Origin of the sequence: Corallococcus sp. CA049B (assembly GCF_003611685.1) — a bacterium.
GTDB classification, from domain to species: domain Bacteria; phylum Myxococcota; class Myxococcia; order Myxococcales; family Myxococcaceae; genus Corallococcus; species Corallococcus coralloides.
Genome location: NZ_RAWC01000193.1, coordinates 1 through 17,644, shown reverse-complemented (window position 1 = coordinate 17,644; position 17,644 = coordinate 1). Strand labels below are relative to the sequence as shown.

17 protein-coding genes are annotated in these 17,644 nt (G+C 68.8%); 6 read left to right on the top strand and 11 right to left on the bottom strand.

The features are described from left to right. Window positions 1-616 (bottom strand): general secretion pathway protein GspE (locus tag D7W82_RS30625; RefSeq protein ID WP_120621703.1); only part of this gene is annotated, 616 nt, incomplete at its 3' end. 82 nt (window positions 617-698) lie between these two features. Here D7W82_RS30625 and D7W82_RS30620 point away from each other — a divergent pair. Both D7W82_RS30620 and D7W82_RS30615 read left to right on the top strand, forming a co-directional pair. Further along, the gene (locus D7W82_RS30620) at window positions 699-893 is read left to right on the top strand and encodes a CPXCG motif-containing cysteine-rich protein (protein WP_014393881.1); all 195 of its coding nucleotides are present in this window, start codon (window positions 699-701) and stop codon (window positions 891-893) included. A 227-nt stretch (window positions 894-1,120) separates the two neighbouring features. Then, window positions 1,121-1,570, top strand: coding sequence for an Hsp20/alpha crystallin family protein (locus tag D7W82_RS30615; RefSeq protein ID WP_120621705.1), 450 nt, complete (start codon window positions 1,121-1,123; stop codon window positions 1,568-1,570). A 123-nt stretch (window positions 1,571-1,693) separates the two neighbouring features. On the opposite strand, the gene D7W82_RS30610 is transcribed toward D7W82_RS30615, so the two are convergent. The 6 genes from D7W82_RS30610 to D7W82_RS30585 all read right to left on the bottom strand — a co-directional run bounded on the left by D7W82_RS30610 (window position 1,694) and on the right by D7W82_RS30585 (window position 7,871). Beyond that, entirely contained in the window at window positions 1,694-2,323 is a 630-nt protein-coding gene (locus tag D7W82_RS30610; protein ID WP_043321054.1) for a response regulator, read from the bottom strand. 44 nt (window positions 2,324-2,367) lie between these two features. Next, window positions 2,368-2,943 (bottom strand): HAD family hydrolase, encoded by a 576-nt coding sequence (locus tag D7W82_RS30605; protein ID WP_014393884.1) that lies wholly within the window; start codon window positions 2,941-2,943, stop codon window positions 2,368-2,370. 23 nt (window positions 2,944-2,966) lie between these two features. Next, window positions 2,967-3,803, bottom strand: a complete 837-nt coding sequence (gene kdsA, locus D7W82_RS30600) for a 3-deoxy-8-phosphooctulonate synthase (protein WP_120621702.1) — start codon at window positions 3,801-3,803, stop codon at window positions 2,967-2,969. Beyond that, window positions 3,800-5,452, bottom strand: coding sequence for a CTP synthase (locus tag D7W82_RS30595; protein WP_120621701.1), 1,653 nt, complete (start codon window positions 5,450-5,452; stop codon window positions 3,800-3,802). The genes kdsA and D7W82_RS30595 overlap by 4 nt, the downstream gene beginning before the upstream one ends. A gap of 87 nt (window positions 5,453-5,539) precedes the next feature. Continuing rightward, entirely contained in the window at window positions 5,540-5,773 is a 234-nt protein-coding gene (locus D7W82_RS30590; RefSeq protein ID WP_014393887.1) for a hypothetical protein, read from the bottom strand. 328 nt (window positions 5,774-6,101) lie between these two features. Beyond that, a complete protein-coding gene (locus D7W82_RS30585) occupies window positions 6,102-7,871 on the bottom strand; it encodes an ABC transporter ATP-binding protein (RefSeq protein WP_120621700.1) in 1,770 nt (589 codons plus the stop codon). A 117-nt stretch (window positions 7,872-7,988) separates the two neighbouring features. Between D7W82_RS30585 and D7W82_RS30580 the strand changes: the two genes are divergently transcribed. Further along, the gene (locus D7W82_RS30580; protein ID WP_120621699.1) at window positions 7,989-8,837 is read left to right on the top strand and encodes an aldo/keto reductase; all 849 of its coding nucleotides are present in this window, start codon (window positions 7,989-7,991) and stop codon (window positions 8,835-8,837) included. A gap of 21 nt (window positions 8,838-8,858) precedes the next feature. On the opposite strand, the gene kdsB is transcribed toward D7W82_RS30580, so the two are convergent. Then, a complete protein-coding gene (gene kdsB, locus D7W82_RS30575; protein ID WP_120621698.1) occupies window positions 8,859-9,596 on the bottom strand; it encodes a 3-deoxy-manno-octulosonate cytidylyltransferase in 738 nt (245 codons plus the stop codon). Between the two features lie 105 nt (window positions 9,597-9,701). Between kdsB and wecB the strand changes: the two genes are divergently transcribed. From wecB to D7W82_RS30560, 3 genes are all read left to right on the top strand, one after another. Further along, window positions 9,702-10,823, top strand: a complete 1,122-nt coding sequence (gene wecB / locus D7W82_RS30570) for a non-hydrolyzing UDP-N-acetylglucosamine 2-epimerase (protein WP_120621697.1) — start codon at window positions 9,702-9,704, stop codon at window positions 10,821-10,823. A gap of 108 nt (window positions 10,824-10,931) precedes the next feature. Next, a complete protein-coding gene (locus tag D7W82_RS30565; RefSeq protein WP_120621696.1) occupies window positions 10,932-11,906 on the top strand; it encodes an RluA family pseudouridine synthase in 975 nt (324 codons plus the stop codon). Between the two features lie 6 nt (window positions 11,907-11,912). Continuing rightward, window positions 11,913-12,491, top strand: coding sequence for a dihydrofolate reductase family protein (locus tag D7W82_RS30560; protein ID WP_199727866.1), 579 nt, complete (start codon window positions 11,913-11,915; stop codon window positions 12,489-12,491). A gap of 2 nt (window positions 12,492-12,493) precedes the next feature. Here the strand turns inward: D7W82_RS30560 and D7W82_RS30555 are convergent, their stop codons facing one another. The 3 genes from D7W82_RS30555 to D7W82_RS30545 all read right to left on the bottom strand — a co-directional run. Continuing rightward, entirely contained in the window at window positions 12,494-13,276 is a 783-nt protein-coding gene (locus tag D7W82_RS30555) for an alpha/beta fold hydrolase (protein WP_233588029.1), read from the bottom strand. Window positions 13,277-13,307: 31 nt separating this feature from the next. Beyond that, the gene (locus D7W82_RS30550; RefSeq protein ID WP_120621694.1) at window positions 13,308-16,442 is read right to left on the bottom strand and encodes an efflux RND transporter permease subunit; all 3,135 of its coding nucleotides are present in this window, start codon (window positions 16,440-16,442) and stop codon (window positions 13,308-13,310) included. A gap of 27 nt (window positions 16,443-16,469) precedes the next feature. Continuing rightward, on the bottom strand, window positions 16,470-17,644 hold a 1,175-nt coding region (locus D7W82_RS30545), incomplete at its 5' end, for an efflux RND transporter periplasmic adaptor subunit (protein ID WP_233588028.1).

Genomic DNA, 17,644 nt, shown 5'->3' with positions numbered 1-17,644 from the left:
GCGCAGGGGCCGCGGGGGGCGGCGCGGCGTTCGGGTCGACGATGTCGCTGATGCGCTTCACGACCGTCTTGCCGCTCATGTCCACGACCTTGAACTCCTCCTCGTCCTGCAGCTCGCCCGCGTCCTGCTGCTTGTTCGTGTCGGGCTTGAAGCGCTTCTTCTCCACCGGCTCCTGGCCGCGGTAGTGGCGCAGGATGGCGTGCTCGATTTCACGGTCGCCCGCCACCATGGGGACCACGCGGGCGCGGCTGCGCGCCGCGACCTGGTCCAACGTGGCCAGGTCCGTGGGGTCGGACATCGCCAGCACCAGCGTCTTCCCGTTGTCCTTGAGCTGCACGGGGAAGATGCCCTTCTGCTCGGCGAGCCCCACGTCCACGCGCGCGAGCGCCGCCGCGTCCTTCGTCAGGTTGCCCAGCTGCACGCGCGGCATTCCCAGCCCCTGGCAGATGGCCTGGGTGATGGTCTCCTCGGACGCAAGCCCCAGGTCCGAGACGACGCGCGACACGCGTCCGCCCCACTGGTCCAGCGACGCGAGCGCGCTGCGCAGCTGCAGCTCGTCGATGACGCGCGCCTTGATGAGGATGTCCGCGATGCGATTCCGGGAAGGGGGAGCCATGGGGTGGGGATTCTAGCGTCTGATGGCGCGGACGCTCAGTCCACGTCACCAAACATGCCTTGAGGGCAAGGAGGCTTGGACCATGCAGCCATTCGCGGACGCCGCCACCCAGATGTGCCCGTACTGCGGTGAAGAGGTCGAAGTCGACGTGGACTCGCTGGGCGCCTCCTCCGAGTCCTACGTGGAGGACTGCCCCGTCTGCTGCCGCCCCTGGCAGGTGCGCGTCACCCGGGACGAGGACGGCGCCGCCGTCACCCTGGGCCGCGACGACGACTGAGCCTGGCCCCCCCCGCCAGGAGGGCAGGCGGGCAGGCACGAAGGCCTTTCGCGGGGGCTCCAGGGCGTGCGGGGGCGTTGCTTGACACGTCCCGAAGCATGGTTCTCTTGAGTCTTGTGAGGCGCTGCCGGGCGCTCCTGGAAACAGGAACCCGGCCACCCACTTCAACAACGACCGTGAACCCGCACGACGTGCGTCCCCAGGGACGTCACGAACAGGAGACGACCATGCTGAACGCCCGCCATCCCTTCAACAACGCCGCTGTCACCCACCCGCTGCTGCGCGACTTCGACTTCCTCTTCCGCGAGCTGGCCTCGCCGGGCGCCCGCAACGACGCCGAGCGCACCGTCACGCCCGCGGCGGACATCCTGGAGGCCGAGTCCGGGATCACGCTGCGCGTGGACCTGCCGGGCCATGACGCCAAGGCCATCCAGGTGAAGGTGGAGGACGGTGTGCTGACCGTGCGCTCCGAGCGCAAGGCCGAGACCGTTCCGGAGAGCAGCACCCTGCGGCGCCAGGAGCGCGCCTCGGGGGTGTACGCGCGCCAGTTCCGCCTGCCGGAGACGGTGGACGCGACCCGCGTGGAGGCCCGCTACGACAATGGCGTGCTCACCCTCACCCTGCCGCGTCGCGAGGAGACCAAGCCCCGCGTCGTCGAGGTGAAGGTCCAGGGTTGATGCACGTGCATCCACACCCCATCAGGGAGGCCGCTGCCCTCGCTGCGGCGAGGCGCGGCGACTCCCGCAAGCATCCTTGCGACCCGAGGGCTTCCGCGGTGGCCGGCGGAAGCCCCCGTCCCATCACTTGCGAGCAGCGCTGGTGTTGAGCGCCAGCGGCACCCGGAACAGCTCCATCACCTGCGTGACGTCCAGCGGCTTGGCCAGGCACGCCACCGCGCCGGCCTGCTTGGACTGCTCCACGACGTCGGGCGTGTGATTGCTCGTCATGGTGATGAGGCGCACGCCTTCCATCTGCTTGCGCGCGCGGATGCGCTTGCAGACCTCGATGCCGTCGATGTCCGGCATGTTGAGGTCGATGATCATCCCGTGCGGCTTCTGCTCCGACACCAGCAGCAGCGCCTCCACGCCGCTCGTGGTGGTCTGGAGCTCCACCTGGTTCGCGTGCGGCTTGAACGCGCGCTTGATGGCGTCCAGCACCGGGCGCTCGTCGTCCACGACCAGCAGGCGCACCGTGCTGCTGCCCAGCTCCTCGGGCACGGGCATCTGGTGGGTGACCAGGAAGGTGCGCAGGTCCGTCGAACGCACCCGGCGGTGACCGCCCGGAGTCCGGAAGGCCATCAGGATGCCGCGGTCAATCCACTTGCTCACCGTCGACGGGTCCACCTGAAGCAACCGACTGATGTCGTGCGTCGTGTAGAGCTGGTCCGTCATCGCCGTACTCCCCTCGGACTGCATCGTTCCACTAGCCATGGAAATAAACACCTACCTTGAATGCGGGGTTTGATCAACCCACCCTACGACGTGCTGCGTTTATCTGTGCTTCTCATCAGACCCACGGCGTCTTCCCAACGGCCACTGGCACGGAGGCACAGCTCCACAAGCTCACGGGCGGCTCCGTGACCGCCCACGTTCGTCGTAACGAAGTCCGCTTCCTGGCGCACCTCTGGAACGGCATCCGCCGGACAGGCGGAAAGCCCTGAGAGTGACATGGGGTCCAGGTCGTTGAGGTCGTCTCCCATATACGCGCACTGATTCGCGGGTATCTGGAGTTGGGCGAGCAATTCAAGGAAGGCGGGACCCTTCTCCTTGCGCCCCTGGAAGATGGCGGCGAGGCCCAATTCTCGGCCTCGCGCTTCGACGATGCGGGACGAGCGCGCGGTCAGGATGGCGGCGGGCAGGCCCACCAGCCGGGCCATGACGAGCGCATGGCCGTCCTTCACGTTGAAGCGCTTCATCACCTCGCCGTTGTCGCCGTAATACAGCCCGCCGTCGGTGAGGACGCCATCCACGTCGAACACGAGCAGGCGCACGCGCGACGCACGGGACGTCAGCTCTTCCTTGCCCGGCTTGGAAGGCGCTTCCGTCGGCATGGCCTCCTCACCTTTCGCATGCATCAACTGGCTTCGTGACCCAGCGCGCGGCGGATGCTGAGCACATCTCGTACCACGTCCTCGAACATCTGTGGATTGAGCGAGCACGGACCGTCACACAGGGCACGGTCGGGGTCTTCGTGGACTTCTGTGAATAAAGCGTCAATCCCGGCGGCGGCGGCGCTGCGGGCGAGCAGTGAGACGAACCGGCGCTCGCCGCCTGTCTTTCCGTCGCTGGAGCTGGGGAGCTGGACGGCGTGGGTCGCGTCCATGCAGACCACGAGGCCGGCCTCGCGCATCTGGGCGAAGCCGCGCATGTCCACGACGAGGTTGTTGTAGCCGAAGGAGGAGCCGCGCTCGGTGACGAGCACGTTGGGGTTGCCCGCTTCCGCGGCCTTCCTCGCCGAGTGGACGATGTCCTTGGGGGCGACGAACTGTCCCTTCTTCAAGTTCACCCCCTTGCCCGAGCGGGCCACCGCCTCCACGAGGTCCGTCTGCCGGCAGAGGAAGGCCGGTATCTGGATGATATCCACGACTTCAGCGGCAGGCCCGACGTGGCTGGTTTCATGGACGTCCGTGAGAACGGGCACCCCCACCTCCCGGCGGACACGGTCCAGGATTCTCAGACCTTCCTTCAAACCCGGACCGCGGAAGGACTTCCCGCTGGTCCGGTTGGCTTTGTCATAGGAACATTTGAAGGCATACGGAACGCCCAGCCGGGAGGTGATGCCCTTGAGCAGGTGGGCGTGGCGCAGGGCCATCTCCTCGGACTCGATGCTGTCCGGGCCGGCGATGACGAAGAGGCGCTGGCCGGGGCCGACCTTGTGGCCGCACAGCTCGATGGAGGGGGTGTTGCTCATGAGCGCACCGGGGTGGCGGCGGGGCCCTGCGTCCGGTGGGCGTCGCGCTGGGCGAGCGCCGCGCCGATGAAGCCGGAGAACAGGGGGTGGGGGGCGAAGGGCTTGCTCTTGAACTCGGGGTGGAACTGGCAGCCCACGAAGTACGGGTGGTCCGCGAGTTCAATCATCTCCACCAGGTTCAGCTCCGGGTTGTGGCCGGAGATGACGAGCCCGGCCTCCTGGAGCCGGCCGCGGTAGGCGTTGTTGACCTCGTAGCGGTGGCGGTGGCGCTCCTGGATGGACTCCTGGGCGTAGAGCTTGTGCGCGACGCTGCCGGGCTTGAGCGCGCACGCGTAGCTGCCCAGGCGCATGGTGCCGCCCTTGTCCTGCACCTTCACCTGGCTCTCCATGAGCGTCACCACGGGGTGCGCGGTGTGCTCATCGAACTCCAGGCTGTTGGCGCCCTTCAGGCCCAGCACGGTGCGGCTGAACTCCACCACGGCCATCTGCAGGCCCAGGCAGATGCCGAAGAAGGGGATCTTGTTCTCACGCGCGTAGCGGACCGCGGCGATCTTCCCTTCGGTGCCGCGCACGCCGAAGCCGCCGGGCACGAGCACCGCGTCCACGCCCGCGAGCATCTTCTCCGTGCCCTGCGCCTCCACGTCCTGGCTGTCCACGAAGCGCAGCTTCACGCGCACGTCGTTGGCGATGCCGCCGTGGAGCAGGGACTCGTTGAGGCTCTTGTAGCTCTCCGTGAGGTTCACGTACTTGCCCACGATGGCGACGGTCACTTCACCGCGCGCGGGCTCGTAGATCTTCCGGACGATGGTCTCCCACTTCTCCAGGTGGGGCGCGCGGCTCCAGATGTTGAGCACCTCCGCCAGCCGCTCATCCAGGCCCTGGCGGTGCAGCTCCAGGGGCAGCTCGTAGATGCTGCGCACGTCCGGGGACGTGAACACGTTGCCGTTGTCCACGTTGCAGAACATGGCGATCTTGTCCTTCAGCTCGCGCGAAATCTCCCGGTCCGTGCGGCACAGGAGGAAGTCCGGCTGGATGCCGATCTCGCGCAGCTTCATCACCGAGTGCTGCGTGGGCTTGGTCTTCACCTCACCGGCGGCGCCGATGTACGGCAGCAGCGTCAGGTGGATGTAGACGGCGTTCTGGCTGCCCACGTCGTAGCGCATCTGGCGGATGGCCTCGAGGAAGGGCAGGGACTCGATGTCACCCACCGTCCCGCCGACCTCCACGATGACGACGTCCACGTCCTGGGAGGCCTGGCGGATGCTGGCCTTGATCTCATCCGTGATGTGCGGAATCACCTGGACGGTCTTGCCCAGGTACTCGCCACGGCGCTCCTTGGTGATGACCGCGTTGTAGATGCGGCCGGAGGTGAAGTTGTTGAGGCGGCTCATCCGGGCGTGGGTGAACCGCTCGTAGTGGCCCAGGTCCATGTCGGTCTCGCCACCGTCCTCGGTGACGAAGACCTCGCCGTGCTGGAAGGGGCTCATCGTGCCCGGATCCACGTTGATGTAGGGATCCAGCTTGATGAGCGTGATGTCCAGCCCGCGGTTCTCTAGGAGGGCGCCAATGGATGCGGAGGCCAGTCCCTTCCCCAGCGAGCTGACCACGCCGCCCGTCACGAAGATGAACTTGGTTTTCTTGGAGCGCATGTCCCTTCCTGCCAAGAGGGCCAGGGTGCGTCAAATATTCTCTGACGCACGGACGGCCGGCTGGCCCCGACCCGCGAGCTCAGCCCTTCACTGCGCGTCCCATCCGCCCGGCCGGGCCACGGCGAACTGCTGGGCGGTGGGCTGGCCGACGCGGAAGTGGCGCAGGTCGCACCCCCGGCAACTCCAGCCTTCCCAGCCTTTCTTCACCACCTGGTGCAGGCAGGCGTCGTAGTTGGGACAAAAAAGGTTGCGCTGGTCATCAACCGTCTCCTCGTCACGGAGGGCGGAGGGCAGCGGGATGGGACACGGCGTGATGGACACGGAAGTTCTCCGGCAGGCGACCCCGACGGTCGTGGATGGCACTTCCCCCCGGCGGCCACGAACCGGTGGGTGGACAGGACATTCCCGGTAGGGAGGGGGACGAAAAAAGTCGCCCCCGCCGGCAAAGGCGGGGGCGACTCGTTACCGCAGGCGTCACTTCCGCCGGGGACAACCCGCGTTAGCAGGCCACCGCGACGGAGGTGGACGCCTTGATCTTGCTGTCGTTCAAGGCATCACCTCCTTTCTTGCGGCAGCAGAGATAATGCGCGCCCCCATTTCCCGCCATGAAGAGCGGGAGGTGGGAGGAGCCCGTCCGGGGAACGAGCGTTCAGGCTGCGACGACCTGGCGCTCCACGAGGCGGCGGTACAGGCCGTCCTGCGTCATGAGGGTGGAGTGGGTGCCGCTCTGCACCACGCGGCCGTGCTCCATCACCAGCACGCGCTGGGCGTTGGCCACGGTGGACAGGCGGTGGGCGATGATGAGCGTGGTGCGGCCCTGCATCAGCCGGTCCAGGGCGTCCTTCACCAGGTGCTCGCTCTCCGAATCCAGGGCGGAGGTGGCTTCATCCAGGATGAGGATGCGCGGGTCCTTGAGCACGGCCCGCGCGATGGCCACGCGCTGCTTCTGGCCTCCGGACAGCTGCACGCCGCGCTCGCCCACCTCCGTGCGGTAGCCGTCCGGGAAGCGCTGGATGAAGTCGTGCGCGTTCGCGGCCTTCGCGGCGGCCTCCACCTGCGCGTCGGTGGCGTCCGGGCGGCCGTAGCGGATGTTGTCCGCGATGGAGCAGGAGAAGAGCAGGGGCTCCTGGGCGACCATGCCCACGTGGCGCCGCAGCCAGCTGGGGTCCAGGGACTTCAGGGGGCGGCCGTCCAGGCGCAGCTCTCCCTGGAGCGGATCATAGAAGCGCGACAGGAGGGCGGCGAGGGTGGACTTGCCGGCGCCGGAGGAGCCCACCACGGCGACGACCTCGCCCGCGTTGACGGTGAGGTCGATGCCCTGGAGCACCGCCACGTCCGGGCGCGTGGGGTAGGCGAAGTGCACGCCGCGCAGCTCCACGCGGCCCTCGACGGTGTCGGGGCGCTCGCCTTCGTTGGCGGGGATGGCGGGCGCGCGGTCCATCAGCTCGAAGACGCGCTCGGCGGCGCCGGAGGCGCGCATGAAGTCCGCCCAGAGGTCCGCCAGGGAGCCCAGGGAGACGGCCACGAGCATCGTGTAGATGAGGAACGAGGTGAGGGCGCCCACGGAGAGCTCGCCGTCCACCACCAGCCGGCCGCCGTACCAGAACACCACCACCGCGGCGATGTAGCCCGCGCTGGAGGCGCCCCCCATGAAGGCGGCGGACTGGCGCGCGCGGTTGCGGGCGACCTCGTAGGCGTTCTTCACGGCGTTGCCGTAGCGCGCCACCTCCGACGGTTCCGCCGCGAAGGAGCGCACGGTGCGCATGCCGGACAGGCTCTCCTCGGCGACCTCGCTGGCCTTGGCGAGCGCGTCCTGCACGTTGCGCGACAGCCCGCGCACGCGCCGGCCGTAGACCATGCCGCCCACGGCCACCACGGGCACGATGGCGAGCATGAGGAAGGTGAGCGAGGGCGAGGTGTAGAAGAGCAGCACGATGCCGCCCAGGGTCTGCACGGCGTTGCGCAGCCCCTGGGAGATGTTCGCGCTCACCGTGTTCTGGAGCACGGTGGTGTCGGAGGCGAGCCGGCTGGTGAGCTCTCCGGTGCGGCGCGTGTCGAAGAAGGCCACCTCCTGGTCCATCAGGCGCCGGAAGAAGTCCTGGCGCAGGCGCATGACCACGCGCTCGCCGGCGTTGGTGAAGAGGTAGAAGCGCACGGCGGTGGCCACGCCCTGGACCAGGAAGACGGCCAGCATGACGAGCGCGGCCTTGTCGATGAGGCCGCGGTTCTTCGCGTTGAGCGCCTCGTCGATGAGGATGCGGACGCCCTGGGGGTAGACCAGGCTGGCGCCGCTGCTGATGAACAGGAAGACGGTGGCGACGAGCAGCGTGCCCAGCTCAGGGCGGGCGAGCGCCAGCAGGCGGCGCGCGGTGACCCCGGAGGAGAGGTGCGGTGTCGGAGCGGTAACGGAGGGAGGCACCGCTGGAGCCTACCGGACTGTCGGGGGACGTGCAGCCCGGACAGCGTCCGCAGGGCCGGGATGCAGGCGGGAGGCCTGGGTGGTATTCCAGGACCCGTTCCACGGGAGGAGGGGCCAATGGAGAAGCGCGTCTTTGGCAACACCGGAGTGGCGGTGCCCGTCATCGGACAGGGCACCTGGCAGATGGAGGACGACGACGCGGAAGCAGCCGTCCGAGCCCTGCGCGCCGGGCTGGACCTGGGGCTCACGCACCTGGACACCGCGGAGCTCTACGGGCAGGGGCGGGTGGAGGAGGAGCTGGTGTCGAAGGCCATCGAGGGCCGGCGCGAGGAGGTGTACCTCGTCTCCAAGGTGATGCCGTCCAACGCGACGCGGAGGGGCGCGGTGGCCGCCTGCGAGCGCAGCCTGAAGCGCCTGCGCACGGACCACCTGGACTGCTACCTCTTGCACTGGCCCGGCTCACACCCGCTGGAGGGCACGGTGGAGGCCTTCGAGGAGCTGGTGGCGGCCGGGAAGATCCGCTCCTGGGGGGTGAGCAACTTCGGGGTGGAGGACCTGGAGGAGGTGCTGGCGCTCGCGGGCAAGGGGCGCATCGCGTGCAACCAGGTGCTGTATCACCTGGAGGAGCGCGCCATCGAGCACGCGGTCATCCCGTGGTGTGAGGCGCAGGGCGTGGCGGTGGTGGCCTACAGCCCCTTCGGCAACGGGCAGTTCCCGTTACCCACCAGCGCGGGCGGCAAGGTGCTGGCGTCCATCGCGAAGGCGCATGGCGTGACGCCCTTCCAGGTGGCGCTCCAGTTCCTGGTGCGCCGGCCGTCCGTGTTCGCCATCCCCAAGGCGAGCAACGCGGCGCACGTGCGGGACAACGCGAGCGCGGCCTCGCTGAAGCTCACGCAGGAGGAGCTCCAGCGCATCGACGCGGCGTTCCCGAAGGGCAACGAGCCGGACGAGCTGCCGGTCATCTGAGCGCGTGAGCGCGGGTGTGTATCAACCGCGCTCGCGCATCACGGCCTCCACGCGGGCCACGTCCTCCGGCACGTCCACCGCCACGGTGCGCCAGTTCACGCTGGCGCAGCGGATGCGCAGGCCGTTCTCCAGGGCGCGCAGTTGCTCCAGCTTCTCCGTCTCCTCCAGCGGGGTGGGGCTGAAGGAGGCGAGCTGGAGCAGCGTGTCGCGCCGGTAGCCGTAGAGGCCCAGGTGGGCCTGGCGGCGCACGGGTGTGCCTGGGTCGCGGGCGTGCGGCACCGCGGCTCGGCTGAAGTAGAGCGCGTCGCCGTTGAGGGCGAGCACGGCCTTCACCACGTTGGGGTTGTCCACCTCCTCCGGCTCCAGGGGACGCACCAGCGTGCCCATGTGCACGCCTTCGTCCTGGAAGAGGTCCGCGAGCACCTTGAGGGCGGCGGGGTCCACGAGCGGCTCATCCCCCTGCACGTTCACCCACACCTCCACGTCCGGACGGGCGCGAGCGACCTCCGCGATGCGGTCCGTGCCGGTGGGGCAGGCGGGGCTGGTCATCACCGCCTTGCCGCCGAAGCCCTCCACGACGTCGCGGATCCGCGTGTCGTCCGTGGCCACCCACACCTCGTCGAAGGCGCTGGCTTCCTGACAGCGGCGCCAGACGTGTTCGATCATCGGACGGCCGGCGATGAGGGCGAGCGGCTTGCCAGGGAAGCGGGTGCTGGCATGGCGGGCGGGGATGACGGCCACGGTGCGGGAGGCGGGCATGGGGCGGCATCTATCAGATTCAGGACGTCCCGCCGCGCTTGGGGAGGGGCTGATTGGCTCCCACCACTGGCCAGAACTGGCGCCATGCCTAGCTTCCGGGGCGACATGAAGAAGGTCATCCACATCGTTGGCGCGCGTCCCAATTTCATGAAGGTGGCACCCATTCACCGGGCCATCTCCGCGCGTACGTCCCTGCGGCAGCTCGTCATCCACACCGGCCAGCACTACGACGCGAAGATGAGCGACGTCTTCTTCGCGGACCTGGGCCTGCCTCCGCCTGAAATCCACCTGGGCATCGGCTCCGGCAGCCATGCCGAGCAGACGGCGAAGATGATGGTGGAGATGGAGCGGGTCTTCCTCCAGGAGAAGCCGGACCTGGTCTCCGTGGTGGGCGACGTGAACAGCACCATCGCCGCGGCGCTCGTCACGTCCAAGCTGGCGATTCCGCTGTCCCACGTGGAAGCGGGCCTGCGCAGCTTCGAGCGGCACCAGCCGGAGGAGATCAACCGCGTCGTCACGGACCGGCTCTCCGACCTGCTGCTCACGCCGTCGCGCGACGCGGACGCGAACCTCTTGAAGGAGGGCATCGACCCGAAGCACATCCACCTGGTGGGCAACGTGATGATCGACTCGCTCCTGTCGTCCAAGGAGAAGGCCGACCAGCTGCCCACGCTGAAGAACCTGGGCCTGACGCCCAAGGGCTACGTGGTGGCGACGCTGCACCGGCCGTCCAACGTGGACAACCCGAAGCTGCTGGCGGGCCTGCTGGGCGTGCTGATGGACGTGGCGAAGCAGCTGCCCGTCGTGTTCCCGGTGCACCCGCGCACGCGCAAGATGATCGCCGAGCAGGGCCTGGCTTCCAAGCTGGAGCAGACGCCGGGGCTCAAGCTGGTGGACCCCATGGGCTACCTGGAGTTCCTGTCCGTCACGTCGCAGGCGAAGCTGGTGATGACGGACTCGGGCGGCCTGCAGGAGGAGACCACGGCGCTGAACGTGCCGTGCCTCACCATGCGCGAGCAGACCGAGCGCCCCATCACGGTGGAGGTCGGCTCCAACGAGGTGGTGGGCACCGACCCCGCGCGCATCCGCGAGGCCGCGAACCGCGTGCTGTCCGGCGACTTCAAGAAGGGCCGCGTGCCGGAGCTGTGGGACGGCCGCACGGGCGAGCGCATCGCGGACCTGTACGCGCGCTTCCTGGGCGTGGAGACGAAGCGCGCCTTCGGGTGAGCTGACGCGCTTTCGTGGAGCAATCAGGCCGCCGGGTGCTCGCGTCTTCGTCACGCGGGGGCCGGGCGGCCTTCGTGTTTCAAAGCGTGGTAGAGCGTCGGGTCCGCCATGCGTGAAGACTCCGAGAGCGCTCCGGCCGTGCCCGACGGCTACGTGGACATCCCGTTCGTCGTGGAGCCGAACTACGCGGGGTGGCGGCTGGACCGGTACCTCTGCGAGAAGATCCGCCGCATGGACCTGGAGCGCGTGCGGGGCATCATCCTGCGCGGCGTCCTGTGCGACGAGTACAGGCTCAAGCCCTCCACGCCCGTGTACCCGGGGCTCACCTTCCGCATCCGCCGCCCCGCGAGCCAGGAGCCCGTGACGCCCACGGAATTGCCTGTCGTCTTCTCCGATGACTGGCTGCTGGTGTTGGACAAGCCGGCGGGGCTGCCCATCCACCCCACCGCGCGCTACCACAAGGGCACGCTGGTGACGCTGCTGCGCGAGCGCTTCGGTGAGCGCTTCGCGGAGCCCGCGCACCGGCTGGACCGCGAGACGAGCGGCCTGGTCGTCTGTGGCCGCACCACCGAGTCCTGCCGCGTGCTGGGCGGGCTGTTCCTGTCGCGCGACGTGCACAAGGAGTACCTGGCGCTGTGCGAGGGTCAGCCCACCGCGGACACCTTCGTCGTGGACGCGCCCATCGCGGAGGGGACGGACCTGATCCGCATCGCCGTGAGAATCGACCCGGTGGTGGGCAAGCCCAGCCGCACGCGCTTCCAGGTGCTTCAGCGCTTCACGCATGGCGGCGAGCCGTTCGCGCTGCTGCGCTGCTTTCCGGAGACGGGGCGGCAGCATCAGATTCGCGTCCACCTGCGCGAGGCGGGATTTCCTCTGGTGGGCGACAAGATGTACGGGCCGGATCCGGGGTACTTCGACCGGTTCAGCAAGCACTCACTGGAGCCGGAGGCGTGGGCCCGGCTGCGGTTGCCGCGCCATGCGCTTCATGCGGAGCGCATCTCGTTCCCGCACCCGGGTACCGGGGAGACCGTCACCTTCGCTTCGCCGCTTCCCGATGACTTGAAGGACTTCATCGCCGGGTGAGTGACGATGGGCGTGGGCCGACGGTACGCTCATGGAATGCGACCTCTTCGGTATTCCATCAACATCACGTTGGACGGGTGCTGTGATCATCGTGCGGCTCCCGCGGACGAGGGCTTGCATCGTCACGCGGCCGAGACCCTCGCTCGTGCCGATGCCCTCCTCTTTGGCCGGGTCACCTACGAAATGATGGAGGGCGCGTTCCGGCCGCGGGCAGGGGCGAAAGAGGGACCTGATTTGATGGACCCCTTCGTCCAGACGATCAATGCGGCGAAGAAGTACGTCGTGTCGAGCACCCTGGACCGGGTCGATTGGAACGCGGAGCTCGTGCGCGGGGACCTGGGGCAGGCGGTTCAGCAGCTCAAGAATCAGCCGGGGAAGGGCCTGTACGTGGGCGGCGTGAAGCTCCCGCTGGCGCTGGCGGAGCTCGGGTTGATCGACGAGTACGAGTTCGTGGTGCATCCCCGGCTGGCGGGCCACGGGCCGACGTTGTTCGCGGGGCTGTCGAAGTACGTCGACCTGAAGCTCGTGGGCCGGCAGGAGCTCGCCTCGGGGGCGGTGGTCCTGCGGTACGAGCCGCGAAGGTAGCCTCAGGCCAGCTCACGCAGGAACGACGCGACCCTCTCCGCCAGGCGCTCGGGTTGGTCATACGGGAGGCCGTGGCCGGCTTCCTGGATCACTTCGAGTCGCACGCGTGGGTTGAGGCTCCGCAGCTCCGTTGCCATCTCGAACGTGACGACGGGGCCGCGGTCCCCGATGACGAGGAGGCTGGGGACGTCCATCGCGCTCACCACGTCGCGATAGTCGGGGTTGGGCGGCGTGAGGACGTCGAAGGCCTCCAGGTGGGTCTTCAGTCTCGCCTCGGCGAGGAGCTCGATGAGCTCGGGCGCGCGGTGCGGCTGCCGGGCGATGGCCTGTGCCACGAGGTCGGATTTGCTCAGGCCGAGCGCCTGGCGGTGTTGCTCGGCGACGTCGCTGGCGTGCACCTCGCGTTGGCGCTCGGGGCTCAAGAACGTCGGGTCCACCAGGATGACGCCGCGGAGGTCCGTCCCTCGACTCGCCACCACGGCCGCGGTCATGCCGCCCATCGAGTGCCCCATCACGACCGGACGCGAGAGCTTCAGGCCCTGGATGAGGCCCACGACGTCGTTCGCGTGGTCGTCGTACCGGTAGCCGTGGGGCGGCGTGCTCGAATCGCCGTGCCCCCGGGCGTCGGGCATGACGACGTCGAATTCACCTTCGAGCACGCGCGCCACGGGCGTCCAGCAGGCTCCGCTTCCCATCAAGCCATGGAGCAGGACGACCGGAGGTTTGTCACCTCCGGTCCGGAGGTAGTGGAGGTTGATGCCGTTGGCTTCGCAGACTCCACGCATCCAGGTCGTCATGGGGCTCCGTGAACTTCCATCAGCCTGCCTTGCGGAGACTCTTCGCTCCGGGCACCACGCGCAACAGTTGCGCGGGCATCCGGTCCACGACCTGCTCCGTGAAGCGGGCGAAGATGCGGAAGAGCACCGGCAGGAGCACCAGCGTCAGCGCGCACGCGGAGATGGTTCCGGACACGATGACGATGGCCAGGGGCTTCTGCATCTCCGAGCCGATGCCGTTGCTCAGGCACGCCGGCACCAGACCCAGGGCCGCCAGCGCGGCGGTCATCAGCACCGGGCGCAGACGTTCACGGCTTCCGTGGAGGATGGCGTCGTCCAGCGACTCTCCGGCTTCCCTCCGCTCCGCGATGGCGCTCATCACCAGCACTCCGTTGAGCGCCGCCTGTCCGATGAGCGCGATGAAGCCCACCGCCGCCGCCACGCTCAGCGGCATGCCCGCCCAGTACAGGCCGAACACGCCTCCCATCAGCGCGAAGGGCACGTTGAGCAGCGTCACCACCGCGCGGCCGAAGGAGTTGAACGCCTTGAAGAGCAAGAGCAGCGTGAGCACCAGCGCCACCGGCAGCACGGTGAGGAGCCGGTCCATCGCGCGCTCCTTGCTCTCGAACTCGCCGCCCCATTCGACGCTGATTCCCGCGGGGGGCGCGGCTTCCTTCTCCACCAGCGCCTGCGCGTCCTTCACGAACGAGCCCAGGTCCCGGCCTCGCACGTTCATGCGCACGCCGATGTAGCGCCGGCCGTTCTCGCGGTTGATGGAGGCCCGGCCGAAGCCCGTCTTCACCTGGGCCAGCTCGCTCAGCGGCACCAGCACGCCGCCCTCCACGGGCACCCGCAGGCGGGAGATCTTCTCCACGTCGTCGCGGCTGGACATGGGCAGGCGCATCACCACGTCGAAGCGGCGCTCGCCCTCCCAGAACTCGCTGAGCGGCCGGCCGCCCACCGCCGTCTGGAAGACGTGCTGGAAGTCGCCCAGCGACATGCCGTGGCGGGCCAGCGCCACGCGGTCCGGCGTCACCTGGATGCTGGGCACTTCACCGCTCTTCACGATGCCCAGGTCCGCGACGCCGTCCACCTTCGACAGCGTGCGCTTCACCTTCTGTGAATACTCCTGGAGCACCTGGAGGTCGTCTCCGAAGAGCTTCACCGCGAGCTGGCCCTGCTGGCCGCTGATGCTCTCGTTCACGTTGTCGCCGATGGGCTGGCTGAAGCTCACCTCCATGCCCGGCACCTCCGACACGGAGCGCTGGAGGACCTCCAGCACGTCGTCCAGCTTCGGCGTGCTCTTGGGCCACTCGGCGGGTGGCTTGAGCTTCACGAAGAACTCCAGGTTGTTGGTGAGCTTCGCGTCGGTGCCGTCCTCCGGGCGGCCCAGCTGGCTGAGCACTCCGTCCACCTGCGGCGCCTGGCGCAGCAGGCCTTCGATTCGCGGCACCAGCTTGCGGCCCTCCGACAGGGAGATGTTCGAGGGCATGGTGAAGGTCAGGTAGAGGCTGCCTTCGTTGAGCGCAGGGAGGAACTCGCTGCCCATGCGCGGGACGAGCGCCCCCGCGAAGAGCAGGCCCGCCGTGCACACCGCGACCACGGTGCCCGGGTGCTTGAGGCTCCAGGTCAGCACGGGCCCGTAGGCCTTGTCCGCGGCTCGCAGCACCGGTGACTCCCTGTGCTTCACCGGCTTGCGGTAGACGAACGACGCCAGCACCGGGATGAGCGTGACGGAGAAGACGAGCGCACCCAGCAGCGCCGCCACCACCGTGTTCGCCATGGGCGCGAAGATGCGGCCCTCCACCCGCTGCAACATGAAGATGGGCAGGTACGCCGCGATGATGATGAGCAGCGAGAACACCGTGGGGCGCACCACCGCCTTCGTCGCGCGCTGGATGCGCTCGAGCGGGGTTTCACCCTCGTACTGGTGGCCGGACATGCGCGCCAGGATGCTCTCGATGATGACCACGCCTCCGTCCACGATGACGCCGAAGTCCACCGCGCCCATGGACAGCAGGTTCGCCGACATGCCCCGCATCTTCAGGTAGATGAACGACGCCAGCAGCGAGAGGGGGATCAGGACGCCCACGACGATGGCGGCCCGCAGGTCCAACAGGAAGATGAAGAGGACCAGCGTGACGAGCAGCGCGCCCTCCAGCAGGTTGTGGCCCACCGTGCGCAACGTCGTGTTCACCAGGTCCGTGCGGTCGTAGAACGGATCAATCTGTGCGTCGTCCGCCTGGAGGCGGCCGTTCACCGAGGCCACCGCGTCGCGCACGCGGGAGAGCACCACGGAGGGGTTCTCTCCGCGGCGCATCAGCACGATGCCCTGCACCACGTCACCGTCGCCGTCGCGGCTGACCACTCCCTGGCGGGGGGACCAGCCCTCGTTCACGTCCGCCACGTCCTTGAGGAACACGGGCGTGCCTTCGTGCGTGGCCACCCGCACGTCGCGGATGTCTTCCAGCGAGCGGAAGAGGCCCTCGCTGCGGATGACGAACTGCTCGGAGCCTCGCTCCAGCACGCCGCCGCTCGCGTTCTCCGAGCCGTCCTTCAGCGCGTCCTCCACGTCGTCCAGCGTGAGGCCGAACGCGGCGAGCCGGGCGGGGTCTGGCTGGATGTGGATCTCCTTGAGGAGGCCTCCGTAGCTGACGACGTCCGCGACGCCGTCCACTCGCAAGAGGCCCGGCCGCACCACCCAGTCCTGGAGGGTGCGCAGCTTCATCGGGTCGCCCTTCGCGCCCTTCAGCGTGTAGCGGTAGATCTCTCCGATGGGCGTGGCCAGCGGGCCCAGGGAGGGCGTGAGGCCTTCGGGCAGCTCCGCGTCACGCAGGCGCTCCAGCACCTGGGCCCGGGCGAAGAGCACGTCGGTGTTGTCGTTGAAGCTCAGCGTCACGAACGACAGGCCGAACATGGAGAGGTTGCGCAGGCGCGTCAGGCCCGGGATGCCGTTGAGGGCGCGCTCCAGCGGGAGGCCAATCTGGCGCTCCACCTCTTCCGACGGCTGGCCCGGGTAGAGGGTGATGACGTTGACCTGGGTGTCGGTGGGATCCGGGAAGGCTTCCACGGTGAGGTCGCGGAAGCAGAAGTAGCCCCAGATGGCGGTGAGCAGCGTGAGGAACACCACCGCCGCGCGGTTCTTCAGACTGAAGTCGACGAGCTTTTCGAACATGGGCGTCTTTCGTTCCGTCGTGGGGCTTCAGTCCGCCAGTTCGATCTGGTTCTCCAGGAGCAGCGCGCCCCGGGCGACGAACCGGTCTCCGGAGGCGAGGCCTCCGCGCAGCTCCACCTCGCCGTCGCGGCGGCGGCCCGGCGTCACGGCGACGCGCTCCAGGCGGTTCGAGTCACGGGCGACGAAGACCACCGAGCGCGCTCCGTCCGTCACCACCGCGCTGTCCGGGACCCGCACGCGCTTGACGCCCTCTGGCGCGGTGGGTGTCACCTCCACGAAGGCGTTGGGGCGGAAGCGGCGGTCGTTGTTGGGGACCCGCACGCGCACCTCCACGGTGCGGCGCAGCGGATCCACCACTTCGGAGACGCGGTCCACCTTGCCGGCGCGGACGATGCCGTCTCGCGTGGTGACCGTGACGTCCTGTCCGGGGGACATGTCCAGCGCGTCCGCTTCCTGGAGGTCCGCGACGACCATGACTTGATCCAGGTCGGAGATGCGCACGAGCGGCTTGTCGCGGTCCGGCGTCACCTCCTGGCTGGCCACCAGGTCCAGGTCCACCACCGTGCCGGAGCGCGGCGCCGTCACCCAGAAGAGGTTCTCGCCTCGGGAGGACACGCGGAGGCTGCCCTGCTTCGCCTTGGCGGCTTCCAGGGAGAGTTCGGCCTGACGCAGCTCCGTCCGCGCGGCGAGGAGCTCCTTCTCCGGGGCGGCTCGCAGGGCCACCAGCTCCTTGAGGCGGTCCGCGTTGCGGCGCTTCTCCGTGAGCTCGGCTTCCGCGCCACGCTGCTCGCGCACGAGCTCCGCGAAGGCTCCGGAGCGCACGCTGAAGAGGTCGTCACCCTGCTTCACCCGGTCGCCGGGCCGCACGCGGACTTCTTCCACCCGGCCCGCGAGCGGGGCTCCCACGGAGGCGGTGCGTGCCTCGTCGAACTGCACTCGCGCGGGGGAGGGGAGTGGGGTGAGGGCGCTGCCCTCGGTGGCCACGGCGAGCTGCACATAGTGCCACTGCGGCGCGTCGTCCGGCAGGTGCACCGTCTCACCCTTCACGGTGGGACCGCTGATGGCCGTCTCGCTCTCCGCGACGGAGTCCGTGGGGGCCAGCGCGTAGAGCAGCACTCCGGTGCCCAGCAGGCCTGCTCCCGCGAAGGCAATCCAGACCGGGGCTCGGCGGGATGGAGTGGTGCTGGACGTCGGAGCGGCGG